General features: G+C 64.0%; 12 protein-coding genes. 6 read left to right on the top strand and 6 right to left on the bottom strand.

Going from position 1 to position 19,151, the window contains the following annotated elements; all coding sequences use genetic code 11:
• The first annotated feature begins 53 nt into the window (after positions 1-53).
• From boxC to VN004_RS18230, 4 genes are all read left to right on the top strand, one after another.
• Entirely contained in the window at positions 54-1,742 is a 1,689-nt protein-coding gene (gene boxC / locus VN004_RS18245; protein ID WP_325613058.1) for a 2,3-epoxybenzoyl-CoA dihydrolase, read from the top strand.
• 23 nt (positions 1,743-1,765) lie between these two features.
• A complete protein-coding gene (boxB, locus tag VN004_RS18240; RefSeq protein ID WP_325613056.1) occupies positions 1,766-3,211 on the top strand; it encodes a benzoyl-CoA 2,3-epoxidase subunit BoxB in 1,446 nt (481 codons plus the stop codon).
• Positions 3,212-3,384: 173 nt separating this feature from the next.
• On the top strand, positions 3,385-4,584 hold the full coding sequence (gene boxA / locus VN004_RS18235) for a benzoyl-CoA 2,3-epoxidase subunit BoxA (protein ID WP_325613054.1): 1,200 nt from the start codon (positions 3,385-3,387) through the stop codon (positions 4,582-4,584).
• Positions 4,585-4,869: 285 nt separating this feature from the next.
• Positions 4,870-5,745 (top strand): Bug family tripartite tricarboxylate transporter substrate binding protein, encoded by an 876-nt coding sequence (locus VN004_RS18230; RefSeq protein WP_325613052.1) that lies wholly within the window; start codon positions 4,870-4,872, stop codon positions 5,743-5,745.
• Positions 5,746-5,817: 72 nt separating this feature from the next.
• Here the strand turns inward: VN004_RS18230 and VN004_RS18225 are convergent, their stop codons facing one another.
• Positions 5,818-7,026, bottom strand: coding sequence for a pyridoxal-phosphate-dependent aminotransferase family protein (locus VN004_RS18225; protein WP_325613050.1), 1,209 nt, complete (start codon positions 7,024-7,026; stop codon positions 5,818-5,820).
• 188 nt (positions 7,027-7,214) lie between these two features.
• On the opposite strand from VN004_RS18225, the gene VN004_RS18220 reads away from it, so the two are divergent.
• The gene (locus VN004_RS18220) at positions 7,215-10,325 is read left to right on the top strand and encodes an FAD-binding and (Fe-S)-binding domain-containing protein (RefSeq protein ID WP_325613049.1); all 3,111 of its coding nucleotides are present in this window, start codon (positions 7,215-7,217) and stop codon (positions 10,323-10,325) included.
• A gap of 6 nt (positions 10,326-10,331) precedes the next feature.
• Here VN004_RS18220 and VN004_RS18215 read toward each other — a convergent pair whose 3' ends face one another.
• The 5 genes from VN004_RS18215 to otsB form a co-directional block, all read right to left on the bottom strand.
• Positions 10,332-12,665 (bottom strand): Tex family protein, encoded by a 2,334-nt coding sequence (locus VN004_RS18215; RefSeq protein WP_325613045.1) that lies wholly within the window; start codon positions 12,663-12,665, stop codon positions 10,332-10,334.
• A 286-nt stretch (positions 12,666-12,951) separates the two neighbouring features.
• Positions 12,952-13,323, bottom strand: coding sequence for a sensory rhodopsin transducer (locus VN004_RS18210; protein WP_325613081.1), 372 nt, complete (start codon positions 13,321-13,323; stop codon positions 12,952-12,954).
• A 39-nt stretch (positions 13,324-13,362) separates the two neighbouring features.
• Positions 13,363-14,808 carry an alpha,alpha-trehalose-phosphate synthase (UDP-forming) gene (locus tag VN004_RS18205; RefSeq protein ID WP_325613042.1) on the bottom strand — a complete coding sequence of 482 codons (1,446 nt, stop codon included), beginning with the start codon at positions 14,806-14,808 and terminating at the stop codon, positions 13,363-13,365.
• Entirely contained in the window at positions 14,796-16,595 is a 1,800-nt protein-coding gene (locus VN004_RS18200; RefSeq protein ID WP_325613039.1) for a glycoside hydrolase family 15 protein, read from the bottom strand. The genes VN004_RS18205 and VN004_RS18200 overlap by 13 nt, the downstream gene beginning before the upstream one ends.
• 2 nt (positions 16,596-16,597) lie before the next feature.
• The gene (otsB, locus tag VN004_RS18195; protein WP_325613036.1) at positions 16,598-17,770 is read right to left on the bottom strand and encodes a trehalose-phosphatase; all 1,173 of its coding nucleotides are present in this window, start codon (positions 17,768-17,770) and stop codon (positions 16,598-16,600) included.
• Between otsB and VN004_RS18190 the strand changes: the two genes are divergently transcribed.
• Complete coding sequence (locus tag VN004_RS18190; RefSeq protein WP_325613035.1) at positions 17,747-19,105, top strand: hypothetical protein; 1,359 nt, start codon at positions 17,747-17,749, stop codon at positions 19,103-19,105. The genes otsB and VN004_RS18190 overlap by 24 nt on opposite strands.
• Positions 19,106-19,151 lie beyond the last annotated feature (46 nt).

Here is a 19,151-nt window from a genome sequence, read left to right as displayed (position 1 = left end):
CATGCACTATAGTGCATGTCATTCAAAACAAGCCTCGAACCGGGGTCAAAGGGATGGCCGAAAACGCCCGAAAGCTCGCTAACGGCTTGACTCGTATCGGTTTTGAGACCGACCCGTCGCGCTACAAGCACTGGAAACTCTCCGTCGACGGCGACGTCGCTACGCTCGCCATGGACGTCGACGAAAATGGTGGGCTCTTTGAGGGCTACCAGCTCAAGCTGAATTCGTACGATCTCGGGGTCGACATCGAGCTTGCCGATGCGTTGCAGCGCCTGCGCTTCGAACATCCGGACGTGAAGGTGATCCTCCTGCGCTCCGGCAAGCCGCGCGTGTTCTGCGCCGGCGCCAATATCCGGATGCTCGCGGGATCGACCCACGCGGACAAGGTCAATTTCTGCAAGTTCACCAACGAGACCCGCAACGGTATCGAGGATTCCAGCGAGAATTCCGGCCAGAAGACGATCTGCGTCGTGACCGGCTCCTGTGCCGGCGGCGGCTACGAATTGGCGCTCGCGGCGGACCACATCATTCTCGTCGATGACGGCTCGTCGGCGGTTTCTCTCCCTGAATTGCCTTTGCTTGCAGTGCTTCCCGGCACCGGGGGGCTAACCCGCGTCACCGACAAGCGAAAAGTGCGCCGCGATCATGCGGACGTCTTCTGCACGACGGAAGAAGGCGTGAAGGGCAAGCGCGCGGTGGACTGGCGGCTCGTCGATGAAGTGGTGGCGGCGCCGAAGTTGGAGGAGATCGTCGGCAACAGAGCACGGGAATTTGCGGCCACGTCTGACAGACCGTCTGGCGTGAGCGGCATTGTTCTGACCCCCCTGAAGAAAACCTGGTCCGGCGACACCTGCGAGTACCAGTCTGTGACCGTCGCGATCGATCGCGCCGCCCGGATCGCCACCATCACGCTGCGCGGACCGGACCTGCCGCCGCCGGCCAGCACCGACGAGATGCAGAAACTCGGCGCCGACTTCTGGCCGCTGAGGCTTGCGCGCGAGCTGGACGACGCCATCCTCGACATTCGCACCAATGAGGGCGACATCGCCGTCATCGTCTTCAAGTCCGAAGGCGATCCGGCGCAGGTGCTGGCCTATGATGCCTTCCTTGCCGCGAACCAGTCGAACTGGCTGGCGCGCGAAATCCGGCATTACTGGAAGCGCGTGCTCAAGCGCGTCGATCTCACCTCGCGCTCGCTTGTCGCCATCATCGAGCCGGGCTCCTGCTTTGCCGGCACGCTCGCGGAAATCGCCTTCGCCTGCGACCGCTCCTACATGCTGATCGGCCAACTCAACGGCGGCAACCGTCCACCGGCCGCGATCGCGTTGAGCGAAGCCAATTTCGGCGCCTATCCGATGCCAAACGGCATCAGCCGTCTGGAGAGCCGCTTCCTCGACGACAGCGCCTCGCTCGATGCGGCGAAAGCAAAGGTCGGCGAGATGCTGGATGCCGAGGAGGCGGAGAAACTCGGTCTTGTCACCTTCGCCTATGACGACATCGATTGGGACGATGAAATCCGCATCTTCCTCGAAGAGCGCGCGAGTTTCTCGCCCGATGGACTGACCGGCCTCGAAGCCAATCTGCGTTTCGGCGGCCCCGAGACGATGGAATCGAAAATCTTTGCGCGCCTGACCGCCTGGCAGAACTGGATCTTCCAGCGCCCGAATGCGGTCGGTGAGGAGGGTGCGCTGCGCCGCTACGGCACCGGCCAGAAGGCGGTGTTCGATACGCGGCGCGTTTAGACAAGAGATCAGAGGAGCGTCCCATGAATATCATGAATGTCGATTACTCGACTCGCATCCCCAATAACGTGGGTCTCACCGAGGACGCGCGCGTTCTGAAAGCACTCGAGACGTGGCATCCGGGCTATCTCGACTGGTGGCAGGACATGGGGCCCGAGGGCTTCCAGCAATCGCTCGTGTATCTGCGCACTGCCGTGTCGGTCGATCCGAAGGGCTGGGCGAAGTTCGATTATGTGCGGATGCCGGAATATCGCTGGGGCGTGCTCCTTGCTCCGGCTGAAGAAGGCCGCAAGGTCAATTTCGGGCAGCATCTCGGCGAGCCCGCATGGCAGGAAGTACCGGGCGAACATCGCGCGCTGCTGCGACGCCTGATCGTGATCCAGGGTGACACCGAGCCGGCTTCTGTCGAACAGCAGCGGCATCTCGGCAAGACCGCACCCTCGCTCTATGACATGCGCAACCTGTTCCAGGTCAATGTCGAGGAAGGCCGTCACCTCTGGGCGATGGTCTATCTGCTGCACAAGTATTTCGGCCGCGACGGCCGCGAAGAAGCCGATGATTTGCTGCGCCGCCGCTCCGGCTCCGAAGAAGCGCCGCGCATGCTCGGCGCCTTCAACGAGGCGACGCCGGACTGGCTGTCCTTCTTCATGTTCACGTTCTTCACCGATCGCGACGGCAAGATGCAGCTTGAGAGCCTCGCGCAGTCCGGCTTCGATCCGCTGTCGCGTACCTGCCGCTTCATGCTGACCGAGGAAGCGCACCACATGTTCGTCGGCGAGACCGGCATCTCGCGCACCGTGCAGCGAACCTGCGAGGCGATGAAGGCGGCCGGTATCGAGGATCCGAACGAGATCGAAAAGGTCCGCAAGCTCGGCGTGATCGACCTACCGACGATCCAGAAGAAGCTCAACCTGCACTATTCGCTGTCGCTCGACCTGTTCGGCTCCGAAGTTTCGACCAATGCCGCGAACGCGTACAATTCCGGCATCAAGGGGCGCTATCAGGAGACCCGCATCCAGGACGATCACCGCCTGACCAACGACACCTATCCGGTGCTCAAGCTGGTGAACGGTGAAATCAAGCGCGTCGACGAGCCGGCGCTGACCGCGCTCAACATGCGCCTGCGCGACGATTACACCGCCGACTGTGCCAAGGGCGTCGATCGCTGGAACAAGGTGATCGAAAAGACCGGCGTGAATTTCCGCCTGGAATTGCCGCATGTCGCCTTCCACCGCCATGTCGGTGAGTTCAAGGATGTGCATGCGACGCCGACGGGCGTGATCCTGAGCGATGCCGAATGGCAGAAGCAGCGCGACCGCTATCTGCCGTCGAGGGCGGATGGCGATTTCATCGAGGCGCTGATGAAGCCGGTGACGGAGCCGGGCAAGTTCGCCGGCTGGATTTCGCCGCCCAAGGTCGGCATCGACAACAAGCCTGGCGACTTCGAATACGTGAAGATCGCGGCGTAGCGCTGCTTCTTATCCCTCCCCGCTTGCGGGGGAGGGTCGATCGACTGAGCGGAGCGAAGGAGATCGGGGTGGGGGCTTCGTCCGTATGCCCCCACCCGGCTCGCTGCGCTCGCCACCCTCCCCCGTAAACGGGGGAGGGAGAGAAGCGCCGTGCATTGCCAAAGAGCAAACCCATGGACGCAACCACCGCCACAGCCCCGCGCAAGCAGCATCTCATCGATCCCGAGATCTGCATTCGCTGCAACACCTGCGAAGAGACCTGTCCGGTCGATGCGATCACGCATGACGACAACAACTATGTCGTCGATCCGGACAAGTGCAATTTCTGCCTCGACTGCATCTCGCCGTGCCCGACCGGCTCGATCGACAATTGGCGGGTGGTGGCGCGATCCTATTCGATCGAAGAGCAGTTCGGCTGGGAGGAATTGCCGGCGCAGGAGGACATCGCGTCCGGCGAGGCGGAAGGCGAAGCCGATGACGATGAAGCGGCGAAGCTGATCGCCGAGGCGCATGCCGGCAGCGGCGGCAAGAGCGTGGCGCCGAAATCCGCGAGCAAGCCGACGATCAATCTCTACAATCGCAGCCGCCCGGCGATGGCGACCGTCACCGGCAATTTCCGGCTGACCGACGCCAATGCAGACAACGACGTGCGTCACATCATTCTGGATTTCGGCGATGTCTCGTTTCCAGTTCTGGAAGGCCAGAGCATCGGCATCATTCCGCCCGGCGCTGACGCAAGCGGCAAGCCGCATGTGATCCGGCTCTATTCGGTTGCGAGCTCCCGCGACGGCGAGCGGCCCAAGCACAACAATCTCGCGCTCACGGTGAAGCGCGAGCCGCACGGCGTGTGCTCGAACTATCTGTGCGATCTCAGGAAGGGCGACACCGTGCAGGTGACCGGGCCGTTCGGCGCGACCTTCCTGATGCCCGACGATCCGTCTGCGAACATCATCATGATCTGCACCGGCACCGGCTCCGCGCCGTTCCGTGGCTTCACCGAACGGCGGCGCCGCACCATGCGCGATGCGCCGGGGCGGATGATGATCTTCTTCGGTGCGCGACGCCCGGAGGAATTGCCGTATTTCGGTCCGCTACAGAAAGTGCCGGATGGCTTGTTGCGCAAGCACTTCGCCTATTCACGGGTGCCGGGCGAGCCGAAGACCTATGTGCAGGACCGGATGCGCGCGACCGCGGACGAAGTCTCGGTTTTTCTGAAGCATGAAAAAACGCACATCTACATCTGCGGGCTGAAGGGCATGGAGAGCGGCGTCGACGAGGCTCTGGCGGACATTTGCCGCGGCGTCGGCCTCGACTGGACGGCGCTTCGGTCCGACCTGCGCGCGCAGGGCCGCTATCACGTCGAGACGTATTGATTGATGTCATTCCGGGGCGCGTGCGCAGCACGCGAACCCGGTCACCTCCCCGCAAGGGGGAGGTGACCGGGTGGCCTGGCATGCTACGCTCACCGCTGAACGACATGGCGCCAAGCCATGCGCCGGCCCGAGAAGCCGGGATCGCGAGGAAAACCAGGGAACACATACATGATGATCCGCTTCGTTCGACGTGCGTCGCTTGCAGCCGCGTTGGCGCTATCTGTGTTTGCCGCATCTTCATTTGCAACGCCGTCTTTCGCTCAGGAATGGCCCACTAGACCGATCATGGCAGTGGTTCCTCTCGGCGCCGGCAGCGCGAGCGACATCATCGCGCGCGTCGTCATGGATCAGTTGAGCAAGCAGCTCGGCCAGACAATCGTCGTGGAAAACCGTCCGGGCGCGGGCGGCACCATCGGTGCCAACGCCGTCGCAAAATCGGCCCCCGACGGATACACACTCCTGATTTATGGTGCGCTCAATACTGCGCATGCCCTGCATTCCAGGCTGCCCTACGACACCTTCAAGGATTTCATCCCGGTGACGTCGCTCGGCCAACAGCCGCTGGTGGTCGTGACCTCGCCCGGCAAGGGCTACAAGTCCCTCAAGGACATGATCGCTGCGGCGAAGGCGAAGCCCGGCTCGCTGAACTATTCGTCTGTCGGTGTCGGCTCCGCGTCGCATTTCGGAGCCGAGCGCCTGCGCACCGCTGCCGGATTCGACGCGCAGATGGTTCCGTTCAAGGGCGCGGCCGACGCGGTGATGGATGTGGTCGCGGACCGCTCCGATTTCAGCGTGCAACTGACAGCGACGACGCTGCCGCTGATCAAGGACGGCAAGCTCGTGCCGCTCGCGGTCTCGGCGCACAAGCGCATTCCGTCATTGCCGGATACGCCGACCACGATCGAGCTCGGGCTGCCGCCGGAATCGGTCTATCCGTTCTACACGGGTGTCTATGTGCCGGCGAATACGCCGCCGGCGGTTGTCGACCGGCTGCACAAGGAAATTGCCAAGGCGATCGAGGCACCGGCCGTACAGGCGCGCTTTGCGACGCTCGGCGTGCAGCCGATGCCCGGCAGTCAGGCTGAATTTGCAAAGTTCTTCCACGACGACGTGAATGCAACCATCGGGCTGGCCAAGGCCGCGAAGATCCAGCCGCAATGATCGGTGACTGACGCGCCATAAAAAATGGCCGGGCGTTGGCCCGGCCATTTTGATTTTGCCTGAAGGCGCGGATTATTCCGCGGCGGCACGCGCCGGCGCGGAATGCGCCGTGATGAAATAATCCATCGCCGCCTGCACGCCGCCCTTCTTGTGCGGCACGCCCGCAAGCGACAGCGCCATTTCGGTCGCGGCCAGCGCGCCGATGATGGTGGCGTCGTTGGTGTCGCCGAGATGGCCGATGCGGAAATACTTGCCGGCGAAGGGGCCGAAGCTCGCGCCATAGGAGATGTTGAAGGTCTCGAGCGCGAGCGCGCGGAACGCATCGGCGTCATGGCCTTCCGGCAGGAAGATCGCGGTCACCGTCGACGAATAATATTTCGGATCGCGGCACAGCATTTCGAGGCCCCAATGCTTGACCGCGCGGCGCACGGCTTCGCCAAGCCGGTCGTGGCGGGCGAACACATTGTCGAGGCCTTCCTCGTGCAGCATCTCGATGCCTTCGACGAGGCCGCCGAGCATCAGCGTCGCCGGCGTATAGGGGAAGAAGCCGACCTTGTTCATGTTCAGCATGTCGTCCCAGGCGAAGAACGACTTCGGCAGCTTCGAAGTCTTGCTCGCGGCGATCGACTTCTCGCTGAGCGCATTGAAGGACATGCCGGGCGGCAGCATCAGTCCCTTCTGGGCGCCGCCGACCGCGACGTCCACGCCCCATTCGTCATGCCGGTAATCGGTCGAGGCCAGCGAGGAGATGGTGTCGACCATGTAGAGCGCCGGATGGCCCGCGGCGTCGATGGCCTTGCGGATCGCGGCGATGTCGCTCGCGCAGCCGGTCGAGGTCTCGTTATGCAGAACGCAGACCGCCTTGATCTCGTGGGCCTTGTCTTCGCGCAGCCGGGCTTCGATGGCGGCGGGGTCGGCGCCCGAGCGCCAGTCGCCCGGAATGAATTCCGGCTTGAGGCCGAGCCGCTCGGCCATCTTCTTCCACAAGGTCGCGAACTGGCCGGTTTCCACCATCAGGACCTTGTCGCCGGGCGACAGCGTGTTGGTGAGGGCCGCTTCCCAGGCGCCGGTGCCGGTCGCGGTGAAGATGATGACCGGGTTCGTGGTCTTGAAGATCGTCTTGATCCCCTCCAGCGCCTTCTTGGCCATCTTCGAAAATTCCGGGCCGCGGTGGTCGATCACCGGACGGTCGATCGCGCGCAGGATGCGATCGGGGACCGGGGTCGGTCCGGGAATCTGCAGGAAATGGCGCCCGGCGGCGCGTGAGGAATTCTGGGCCATTACTGGAAAGCTCCTGAAATCAATGGCTTACGACAAGCCGAAACAGCCGCCTGGAGCGCGCTGAACTTGCCGGGATGAACACCGAATGCCACAGTCCGGTCAAGCCCAAACGCCGCATGAAGCGATAGGGAAGCCGTATCGACCCCCCGCGGCCGGGCGAGGCGCGGGCGTCCTGGAGGACATGCGAATTGCCTGACACGTTGCGGCCGGGGCTGGAACGGCGGCTGAAATCCGAAATCCGCGGCGACGTCCGCTTCGACCGCTTCACCCGCGGCCGCTATGCCACCGACGCCTCCCATTACCAGATCATGCCGCTGGGCGTGGTCGCGCCGCGCAGCATGGAGGAGGCGGCCCGCGCCATCGCCATTTCCCGGGAGGAGGGTGTCCCGGTGCTGCCCCGCGGCGGCGGCACCTCGCAATGCGGGCAGACGGTGAATGCCGCGCTCGTCGTCGATTGCTCGAAATATCTCAACCGCATCCTCGACCTCGACATCGAGAACAGGCGCTGCGTGGTCGAGCCCGGCATCGTGCTGGACGATCTCAACCGCGCGCTCAAACCGCACGGCCTGTGGTTTCCGGTCGATATCTCCACCGCCTCGCGCGCCACCATCGGCGGCATGACCGGCAACAATTCCTGCGGCGCGCGTTCGCTGCGCTATGGCAATACGCGCGAGAATGTCATCTCGGTCGATGCGATCCTCGCGGATGGGCAGGCTGCGCATTTCGGGCCGGCCGCGCCGACGCTCGCGGAATTTCCGCCGTCCTCTCCGGTGCGCCGCCTCGCGTCCGATCTCCTTGCGCTCGGCGCCCGCGAGGCCGGCGAGATCGTGGCGCGCTTTCCCAAGGTCCAGCGCCGGGTCGGTGGCTACAACATCGATGCGTTCCTGCCCGGCCGCAACGACCTCAACCTCGCGCATATCCTGATCGGGTCGGAAGGCACGCTCGGCTTCACCACGCAGGTCGAACTGAAGCTCGCGCCGCTGCTCGGACGCCGCGCGGTCGGCGCCTGTCATTTCGGCCGCTTCTACGATGCGATGGATGCGGCCCAGCATATCGTGCGACTGAAGCCGATCGGCGTCGAGCTGATCGATCGCACCATGCTCGAACTGGCCGGCGAGATCGCGATCTTCCGTCCGACACTGCAGCAATTCGTGCGCGGCGCGCCGGACGCCATTCTCCTGGTCGAGTTCGGCGAGGAGGACCAGGACGAAAACCTTCGCCGCCTCAAGCAACTCCATGAACTGATGGGCGACCTCGGCTATGCCTGGGACAACGCGGGCACCAAGCAGGGCGGCGTGGTCGATATCCTCGATACAACGCTGCAGGCGGCGATCACCGAGGTGCGAACCTCGGGCCTCAACATCATGATGTCGATGAAGGACGAGGGTAAGCCGGTTTCCTTTGTCGAGGATTGCGCGGTGCCGCTCGAACATCTGGCGGAATACACATCGCGGCTCACCGCCGTTTTCGAGAAACACGGCACGCGCGGCACCTGGTACGCGCATGCGGGAGCCGGCTGCCTGCATGTGCGCCCGGTTCTGAACCTGCGGCTCGAGAAGGACGTCAAGGCGATGCGCGCGATCGCCGAAGACGCCTTCGCGATGGTGCGCGAATACAAGGGCTCGCATTCCGGCGAGCATGGCGACGGCATCGTGCGGTCCGAGTTTCACGAATTCATGTTCGGCGAGCGTTTGGTGCGCGCGTTCGAAGAGGTGAAAGCGCGTTTTGATCCGAACGGTTTGTTCAATCCCGGAAAGATCGTGCATGCGCCAAAATTCGACGATCGCAGCAACTTCCGCTTCAAGCCCGGCTATCGCGGCGAGGACATCGCGACGAAACTCGACTGGTCGGCCTGGCCGGGCGCAGGCGGCGGTTTCCAGGGCGCGGTCGAGATGTGCAACAACAACGGCGCCTGCCGGAAGACCGAAGGCGGCGTGATGTGCCCGAGCTATCGCGTCACCCGTGACGAGCGCGACGTGACGCGCGGACGCGCCAATTCGCTGCGGCTTGCCGTGACCGGGCAGCTCGGCCCGGATGCGCTGACATCCGACGAGATGATGGAGACGATGAAACTGTGCGTCTCCTGCAAGGCGTGCCGCCGCGAATGTCCGACCGGCGTCGATATGGCGCGCATGAAGATCGAGGTGCTGGCGGCGCGCGCCGCGCGCTTCGGCTATTCGCTGCGCGACCGGCTGATCGGCTGGCTGCCGCGCTACGCGCCTTACGCGGCGAAATGGCCGTGGCTGATGAATGCGCGCAATGTGTTGCCCGGCGCGGCGTGGCTGTCGGAACAGATCGCCGGATTGTCCGCACGGCGGAGTCTGCCGAAGTGGCGGCGGGATGTGTTTGAGGATGCGGTTGCAAGTGAGCTTCTGTCCTCGCCTCTTGCTCCGACGGACTCCCTCCCCCCTTGCGGGGGAGGGTTGGGGAGGGGGGTAGCCACAAGCGCCGATGCTTCGAATTTACCCCCCTCCCGCTCGCCTTTGGCGAGCGACCTCCCCCGCAAGGGGGGAGGTGAGGACGGAGCAAGCGGCGATTCCGGCAAGCACGTCGTTCTGTTCGCCGACACCTTCAACCGCTATTTCGAGCGCGAGAATCTCGATGACGCGATCGCCGTGCTGCGCGCGGCTGGCTACGCGGTGCACATCGCGACGCCTTCGGATGGTGCGAAGCGCCCGCTCTGTTGCGGACGCACTTTTCTCTCGGTCGGTGCTGTCGATGAGGCGCGCAAGGAGGCTGAGCGCACGCTGAAAGCGCTGCAGCCCTTTGTCGATGCCGGCATTCCGGTGGTCGGTCTCGAGCCGAGCTGCATCCTGTCTTTCCGCGACGAAATTCCGGCGCTGGTGAAAACCGGCGCTGCAAACCGACTCTCGACGCTTGCGCTCACCTTCGAGGAATTTCTCGCGCGCGAGCACAAGGCGGGCCGCCTGGAGCTCAAGCTGAAACCTTCACCTGAGCGAGCGCTGGTGCATGGCCATTGCCATCAGAAATCGTTCGAAGCGTTCGGTCCGGTGCAGACCGTGCTCAAGCTCGTTCCCGAATTGCAGGTCGAAACCATCGAATCGAGCTGCTGCGGAATGGCCGGCGCGTTCGGCTATGGCGCGGACACCATCGATGTTTCGCTCGCGATGGGCGAGCTGTCGCTGCTACCCGCTGTCCGCAAGGCGCCCGGTGACGCGATCATCGTCGCTGACGGCACCTCATGCCGGCATCAGATCCACGACGGGACGGGGCGCGAGGCGGTGCATGTCGCGCGCGTTTTGGCGCGCGCGCTCGATGCGCCGCAAGCGTCAACCTGACGGTTCTTATTTCCGCCGCATCGCCTCGGCCAGGGCGGCGGCGAGTGCCCCTTGCGGAGCCGCCCGTTCGGGCGCGCGCGCATTGCCGCCGCCGCCGAACGAACGGGCGCCGCTGAACTTGCCCTTGCCTTCGTTGGCGTTACTTGCGCCGGTGCGCTGCGCTTGCGCCGCGCCGTCCTTGCGCATGGTGAGGCTGATGCGCTTGCGCTTCACGTCGACTTCGAGGACGCGCACCTTCACTACGTCGCCCGCCTTCACGACTTCATGCGGGTCCTTCACGAAACGGTCGGCCAGCTGCGAGACGTGGACAAGCCCGTCCTGATGGACGCCGATATCGACGAAGGCGCCAAAGGCGGCGACATTGGTCACGGTACCTTCCAGCAGCATGCCGGGCTTCAGATCGGTGATTTCCTCGACGCCGTCGGTGAAGGTGGCGGTCTTGAAGCTCGGACGCGGATCGCGGCCGGGCTTTTCCAGTTCCGCGAGGATGTCGCGCACCGTCGGCAGGCCGAAGCGTTCATCGACGAAGACGCGCGGATCGAGCGCCTTCAGCGTGGCGCTGTCGCCCATCAGCGCGCGTACATCGCGGCCGCAGGCGGCAACGATCTTCTTGGCGACGCCATAGGCTTCCGGATGCACCGACGACGCATCGAGCGGCTCGTCGCCGTTCGGGATGCGCAGGAATCCGGCGCAGAGTTCGAAGGTGCGCGGTCCAAGCCGCGACACTTCCAGCAATTGCTTGCGGTTCCGGAAGGCGCCGACCTGGTTGCGATGCGCGACGATCATTTCGGCGAGCGAGGTGCCGAGGCCGGACACCCGCGCCAGGAGAGATGCCGACGCGGTGTTGAGATCGACGCCGACCGCGTTCACCGCGTCTTCCACCACAGCGTCGAGCGCGCGCGCGAGGCGATATTGATCGACGTCGTGCTGATACTGGCCGACACCGATCGATTTCGGCTCGATCTTGACCAGTTCCGCCAGCGGATCCTGCAGGCGGCGCGCGATCGACACCGCGCCGCGCAGCGACACGTCGAGATCCGGGAATTCGGCGGCGGCCGCCGCCGAGGCTGAATAGACCGACGCGCCGGCTTCGCTCACCACGACCTTGATCGGCTTCGGCGCCGGCATGTCGGCGAGGAGATCGGCGACCAGCTTGTCGGTCTCGCGGCTCGCCGTGCCGTTGCCGATGGCGATCAGCTCGACCTTGTGGCGCACGATCAGGCGTCCGAGTTCGGCCTGCGCGCCACGGACATCGTTCTTCGGCTGGAACGGATAGATCGTGGTGGTTTCGAGCAGCTTGCCGGTATTGTCGACGACGGCGACTTTCACGCCGGTTCGAATGCCGGGATCGAGGCCAATCGTCGTGCGCGAACCGGCGGGCGCCGCGAGCAGGAGATCCTTGAGATTGCGGGCGAAGACCGCAATCGCCTCTTCTTCGGCGCGCTCGCGCAGTTCCGTCATCAGATCGATCGACAGATTGAGCGAGAGCTTCACGCGCCAGGTCCAGCGCGCGACATCCATCAGCCATTTGTCGGCGGCGCCGGCCTCCGGACGGATCGCATAGGCGTCGGCGATCATCTGCTCGACCGGCTTCACCTGTGCGGTGCTGTCGGCATCGACTTCGATATCGACGGTCAGGATGTCCTCGTTGCGGCCGCGCAGCATCGCGAGCGCCCGATGGCTCGGTGTCGTCGCCCAGCGTTCGGCATGGTCGAAATAGTCGGAGAACTTGGCGCCGGCCTCCTGCTTGCCGTCGACGACCCTCGCATGCACGAAGGCCTTGTCCTTGAGATAGGTGCGAAGACGGCCGACGAGATCGGCGTTCTCGGCAAAGGTCTCGACCAGGATGTCGCGTGCGCCGTCGAGCGCGGTCTTGGTGTCCGGCACGTCGTCGGTGATGAATTGTGCGGCGAGTTCGAGCGGCACCACGCTACGATCGGACAGAATGGTCTCGGCGAGGGGACCGAGGCCGCGTTCGCGCGCGATCTCGGCGCGGGTGCGGCGCTTCGGCTTGAAGGGCAGATAGAGATCTTCCAGCTCGGCCTTGGTTGTGACCGCGTTGATTTTCCCTTCGAGCTCCTCGGTGAGCTTGCCCTGCGAACGAATCGATTCGAGCACGGTCTCGCGCCGCGATTCGAGATCGCGCAGATAGGCAAGGCGCTCCTCGAGCTGGCGGAGCTGCGTGTCGTCGAGGCCGCCGGTGACCTCCTTGCGATACCGCGCGATGAAGGGAACCGTCGCGCCTTCGTCGAGAAGTCCGATCGCGGCGGCAACCTGCGGCGGCTTTGCAGCAATCTCGTCGGCAATGGTGCGCGCAATACGCGAAAGGTCGGCAGCCATCAGCACCCTCAATCGATTCGGGGCGGCGACCATATGCGCGTCGTCCGTCCCTGCCAACGGGCCGAAAGTTCGATGCCAACAGAATTTGCGAGGTCGATGCGAGGCGCGTCACTGCATCCGCGGTGTAGGTTTTGCGCGCTCTCACGAACGCGGGAGCGGGCGCATCGGCGCTGTCTCGGAAATGCCGGCTCTGCAGTCTCATTGAAGCTGGCGCGCGTGTTGAGCGAGGTTGCTCGGGCTGCGGGACCGGTGACATGCCCGCATATGCGGATGCCTGTGCGGGTGACTAATCCTGCCCGTAGGCCACCGTCGACAAGAGCGCGATCTCCGCGCGGCGGGAATCGAGCCGCGTATGCTGCACGACGATCGGCACGTCGGATTCGAACACCGAGGCATAGTCCGTATCGAGCGGAATGGGTTCGGGGTCCTTCAGGTCATTGAAGCGAAGATGCAGCGTGCGGCGCGCGGGGACCGTGATCCTGTAGGTGACGGGATCGCGGTTTGCGAAGAAGACAGTGAGCTTGATGTTGGCCGCGCGGTCGCCCGCATTCAGGATGCATGCGGTTTCGTGCGAGAGCAGGGCGCGGTCCTGCGACACGCTGCCGGAGGGAATGTATCCTTCGGGAATGGCCCATCGCGTCCGGCCTATCGGCAGCATGTTCGCCATCGTTCGTCCGTCAGTTGCTTCCGTCAGTTGCTATTGTGAGGATGCGCGCCGCGACGACAGCATCATCGGCCGCGGCGGTGAAACACTGGCCGCTCCCGCAGCATCGAGTGTCGGCGCCCCGGTGAGCACGGACAGGAATCGGCCAGGCCAGGTGTCGATGTCATTCTTCGAAATGATGTCATAGAGCGCATTGTGCCGTGCGCGCCGCTCATCGAGCGGCATCGTCAGCGCGCGGTGGATCGCACTCGCGACGGCTTCGGTATCGTACGGATTGACCAGCAAGGCCGGCTTGCATTCCATCGCGGCGCCGGCAAAGCGCGACAGGATCAGCACGCCCGGATCTTCGGCGTCCTGCGCGGCGACATATTCCTTCGCGACGAGATTCATGCCGTCGCGGAGCGGCGTGACGAGGGCCGCGCGCGCCGCGCGATACAGCCCGGCGAGCGCGGTGCGGGTATGCGCGCGATTGACGTAACGGATCGGTGTCCAGGAGGCTTCGCCATATTGGCCGTTTACCCGACCGACGGTGGACGTCACGCTGTTTTCCATCTGCATGTATTCGGGAATCTCGGATCGGCTCTTCGGCGTGATCTGCAGATAGGTGACGTTGTCGCGCCATTCGGGGTAGGTGGCGAGAAAACGCTCGAAGGCGTCCAGCCGGTTCTGAATGCCTTTGGAATAATCGAGGCGATCGACGCCGATGATCATCGCACGGCCGGAGAGCGACGACAGCACGCCGCCGACGAACGAGGACTTGATCGCCCGGCGCGCCATCTTGTTGAAGCTTTCGGTTTCGACGCCGACCGGGAAATGGCTAACGCGGACGATGCGATCCCCGGTGTCGTAGCCATTCCTGCGATCGCCGGGATACCGCAACTCGCTCTCGATGTAGCGCGCGAAGTTGGCTGCATCCGTTTCGGTCTGGAAGCCGCACAGATCGTAGTGGCACAGCGCCGAGATGACGCGCTCGTGGTGAGGCAGTCCGGTGATGATCTCGACCGGCGGAAACGGCGTGTGCAGGAAGAATCCGATCCGGTTGCGGTGGCCGCGCTCGCGCAGCGCCTTCGCCAGCAGCAGGAAGTGATAATCATGGACCCAGACGACGTCGTCGGGTTTCAGCAATTCGTCGAGTTCGTCGGCAAAGTGTTCGTTGATCTGCGTATAGCCGGACAGGTCCTGGCGGGAAAATTCGGCGAGGTCGAGCCGGTAATGCAGGATCGGCCACAACACGCGATTGGCGAAGCCGTAATAGAATTCGTTGTAGGCTTCTCTCGGCAGGTCGGTGAGCACGAACGACACCGGATCGCCTTCGGTCGTGCGGGTGGCCAGCACGCCGGTCGACAGCCGTCCGCTCCACCCAAACCAGATGCCCGGATTGCGCTTGAGCGCGGCCATCACCGCGACCTCAAGTCCACCGGCCCGGGTGACGGATTTCGGCGCCGATACGCGGTTGGATACGACGACTAGCCGCGCCAATAGCGGTCCTCCCAGCTTCGCGACAGACGCATCGCGGTCAGGACCAGGCCCGCCATCGAATAGGTCTGCGGAAAATTGCCCCAGAGCTGTCCGTTCTGCATGTGGATGTGCTCCGCCAGAAGCCCGTATCGATTGCTGTATTTCAAAGCGTCGACGAAGAGATCGCGGGCCTCTTCCTTGCGTCCGAGCGACCACCACGCGTCGATCAACCAGAAACGGCAGATCAGAAATTCGCCTTCGGGCACGCCGAAATCGTCCGGGCTGGCATAGCGCATAACATGATTGCCGCGCAGAAGTTCCCGTTCCATCGCGGCAACGGTCGAGACGAAGCGCGGATCGTCCGCTTCGACCGCTCCGAGTTCGTGCAGCAGCAGCACGCTGGCATCGAGATCCTCGGACCCGAAGGCCGCGGTGAAAGCGCCGCGCTTGCTGTTCCAGGCACCCTCGATCATGGCTGCATGCAGACGGTCGGCGACGCCGTTCCAGTATTCGGCCCTGTCGAGAAACCCAAGCCGCTGTGCAATCGCGGCGAGACGATTGCAGCCGGCCCAGCACATCGCGACCGAATGCGTATGGATGCGCTGGCGTCCGCGATATTCCCAGATGCCGGCATCGGGCGTGAGTGCGAGCCGCTCGGCCTTGCGGCCCAGGACCTCCAGCAGCTTGAACAAGGCTTCGTCGCCCATCTGCGGCAGCCGGCGATCGAAGAACATCGGCATCGCTGCGAGGATGACGCTGCCATAGGTGTCGTGCTGCGCCTGTTCCGCGGCGGCATTGCCGATGCGGACCGGGCCGTCGCCCCGATAGCCCTTGAGATTTTCCGCGACGCGCTCGTCCATGGGATCGCTCGAGACAATCGAATAGACCGGTCGGATCATCTCCGCCTCTTCGGAGACGAGGTTGAGAATAAAGAAGATGAAGTCTTCCATCGTGCGCGTGGAGCCGATGCGGTTCAGCGCCTTCACCACGAAATAGGCGTCGCGCAGCCAGCAGAACCGGTAATCCCAATTGCGCTGTGAGTGCGGCGATTCCGGAATCGAGGTGGTATGCGCCGCGATGATGCCGCCGGTCTCCTCGAAGTTCGACAGCTTCAGCGTAATGGCAGCGCGGATGATCGCGTCCTGCCAGTCGTAGGACAGATTGAGCCGCCGCACCCATTCCAGCCAGTAATCGCGCGTCCGGTCGAGGAAGTCCCGGCAGGTCGGACCAAGCGCCGCCGGAAACGGCTCATCGGCGCCGAACACCATGTAGATCGGCCGCGTCAGGACGAAGGTCGATTCGCGCTCGATATAGGAGAGCGGCGCGTCCGTGGTCAGGCGCAACTGCATCTCGCCGCCCCAATAGCGGATGTGATTGCTGCCGAGCGCGTGATTCTGCACCGGGATCCCGTAATTGTAGGTCGGGCGAAACCGGATGGTGATGCGCGGCAGCCCGGCGGTCGGTTCGATGATCCGGATCAGCTGGGGAGCGCGGTAGATGCGATCGAGATTCTGGAAGCGCGGCGCGAAATCGGTGACGCGAATGCTGCCGCCCGATTCATCGGTGATCTCCGTCACCACGATCGGCGTATTGCGCAGATATTGCGAGTTGAAGTCCTTCGCGCCTTCGAGCGCGACTTCGGTGAATCCCTTTTCCTCGTCGCCCGCGAGCAATCGGGAGAAGACCGGGTTGCTGTCGAAACGGGGAAAGCACCACCAGGTGATGCGCGAGGAGGGCTCCAGCAACGCCGCCGTGCGCCCGTTGCCGATGATCGCGAGATCGAGTCCGTAATCCTTCGGCGGCTGCATTGTCATATGGCCTTGCAAAGATCCCTCAGCCAGCGCCGCACATCCTGCGGCCCGTCGAAATTGAATTCCGCGCCCGGCACGATGCCGCTGACCGAGAAGCCGGTTCCGCCGAAATCCGGCAGAACCGCGAAAGCGGCGGCGTCGGTGACATCGTCGCCGATGAAAATCGGCTTCCGCCCGGTGAATGGCGGCACGCTCATCATTTCCCGCAGGCCCGTACCCTTGTCGTAGCCGCCGGGTTTGATCTCGATGACGAGCTTGCCCGGCAGGACTTCAAGCGACTCGCAGCGCTCGTTCTTGCAGATCGCCGAGACGGACTTGAGAATTTCGCCGCCGAGTTCCGGTGCGAGCCGGTAGTGAATGGCGAGCGAATAACCCTTGTCTTCGACGATGACGCCCTCGCCGATGCGGCGGATGCGCGAGAATTCGGCGCGCAAGTCGTCGTCGAGCGTGGCGAGCTGGCTGCGCTTCGTCGGGCTGTCGGGCGCGTAGCGAATTTCGGCCCCGTGCCCGCCCACTGCGGCCAGCCGCAGCGGATGGAAGAGCCGGTCCATCTCCGCGACCGGGCGGCCGCTGATGAATGCGATGGCGCCGCCGAATTTCCGATGCAGGCCTTCGAGCGTTTGCCGCAAGGCGTCCGATACCGTCACCGCGAGAGGCGTCGGCGCGATGTCGAGGAGCGTGCCGTCGATGTCGAGGAAGATCGCGTTGGAGCGGTGATCGGCGGCGCTGAGGGGAGGGGCCAATCGCGACGCCTCCCATGGAGCGTCGGAGTCGGAGGTGGCGGCTGTTTCGGGAGCGATGGTTTTTACGAGGCTATCGGGCATGTCGGGTGACGCTGACGGTCCTTTCTCCCCTCGTATCCACCCGCGGGAGCGGGCGGTATTATGGCGCGCGCGCAGGGTGGCGAAGCGTGATTTTTCTCGCAAAACGGAGCTGGCGGGGCGGAAGTCCCGTCCTGGGCCGGTTTTGCTTGATTGCAAGACGAAATCCCCCTCCTGCGCGGCTCGCGCGGCACCGGTGCCAACTGCGGATTGCTTACATTGCAACGCAATACCGGCTGCAAAAGTTCCATCGCTCGGGGCGTGACGTCTTGACCCAAACGGTAAAAACCGACGAATTAACCGCCGCGTTAATTTGGCTTTCCCGTCATGGCGCCGCTCCTGCGCGTTCACTCGATCGAGTGGTTCGAACGTCCCGTCGCGTTCAAGATCCCGTTCCGGTTCGGAGCGGTGACCGTCACATCCGCCCCCCAGCTCTTCCTGTTTGCCGACATCGAAACGGAAGGCGAAGGCCGCAGCCTCGGCGTGACCGCCGAGCTGATGGTGCCGAAATGGTTCAACAAGGATCCGGCGCTCACGCCCGATCAGACCGTCGAACAATTGCGGCGGGCGCTGGCGATCGCCCGTGAGGTCTATCTCGGCCACCGGCAATTCGACACGGCATTCGGGCTGCATGCCGCCTGCCACGGCGAAGTGCTGGCGCAATGCGCGCGGGAAGGCATTCCGGGCCTCGCCGCAGCCTTCGGCCCGGCCGAGATCGACAAGGCGATCCTCGACGCCTTGTTGCGTGCGCATCGGCGCGACGTCTTCAGCGGGCTTGCGGACAACATCGCGGGGCTCGATGCCCGGCTCACGCCTGATATCGACGATGCAGCGATCGCGGCCTATCTCCGGTCCCGCAAACCATTGTCGTCCATCATGGTGCGCCACACGGTCGGGATGGTCGATCCGGTCGAGCAGCTTCCCGACATTCACCGGCGCACCGGTTGCCGCTATTTCAAGCTCAAGCTATCCGGCGATGTCGCTGCCGATATTGAGCGCCTTGGCGCGATCGCGCGCACGCTCGATGCCGAAGCCATCGATTATCGCGTGACCCTCGATGCCAACGAGCAATATGGCAGCCCGGAGGCGCTGAGCGCGCTCGGCGACAACCTGTTGCGCCAGCCGCGTTTCGGCAATTTCCTGCAACGGCTGCTCTATGTGGAGCAACCATTCCCGCGCGATCTGACCTTCGGTACGCCGCTCAATGCATTCGGCAAGAGCTTCGCCGTGATCGTGGATGAGGCGGAGAGCGAATACGACACCTTCCCGAAGGCCATCGCGCTCGGCTATCGCGGCATCTCGTCCAAGGCCTGCAAGGGCCTCTACAAGTCGCTGATCAACGGCGCCCGCGCCGCGCTGTGGTCCGGCAATGGCGAGGCACATGCGTTTCTCGCGGGCGAAGACCTCACCTGCCAGGCCGGCCTCGCCGTGCAGCAGGACACGGCGCTCCTTGCCTTTCACGGCGTCGCGCATTCGGAGCGCAACGGACATCATTTCGTCGGCGGCTTTCCATCGACGCCGGACAATGAGGTTCGCGCCTTTCTCGAGGCGCACCCCGACCTCTACGAGGAGCGGGACGGCGAGGTCCGGCTGGCGATCCGCAGGGGGGCTCTTGCGATCGGTTCGCTGGCGAAGCCGGGCTTTGCGTCCGGGGTCGATCCGCAGGTCGTCCGGATACAGGCTTGAGCCAGAAACCCGCCAAAGCCTCATAATTCGCCTGCAAAATGGCTCT

This window comes from Pseudorhodoplanes sp. (assembly GCF_035565855.1).
Taxonomy (GTDB): Bacteria; Pseudomonadota; Alphaproteobacteria; order Rhizobiales; family Xanthobacteraceae; genus Pseudorhodoplanes.
Note: the sequence above shows the minus strand (reverse complement) of the source record. Positions and strands in the feature narration are given on the sequence as shown.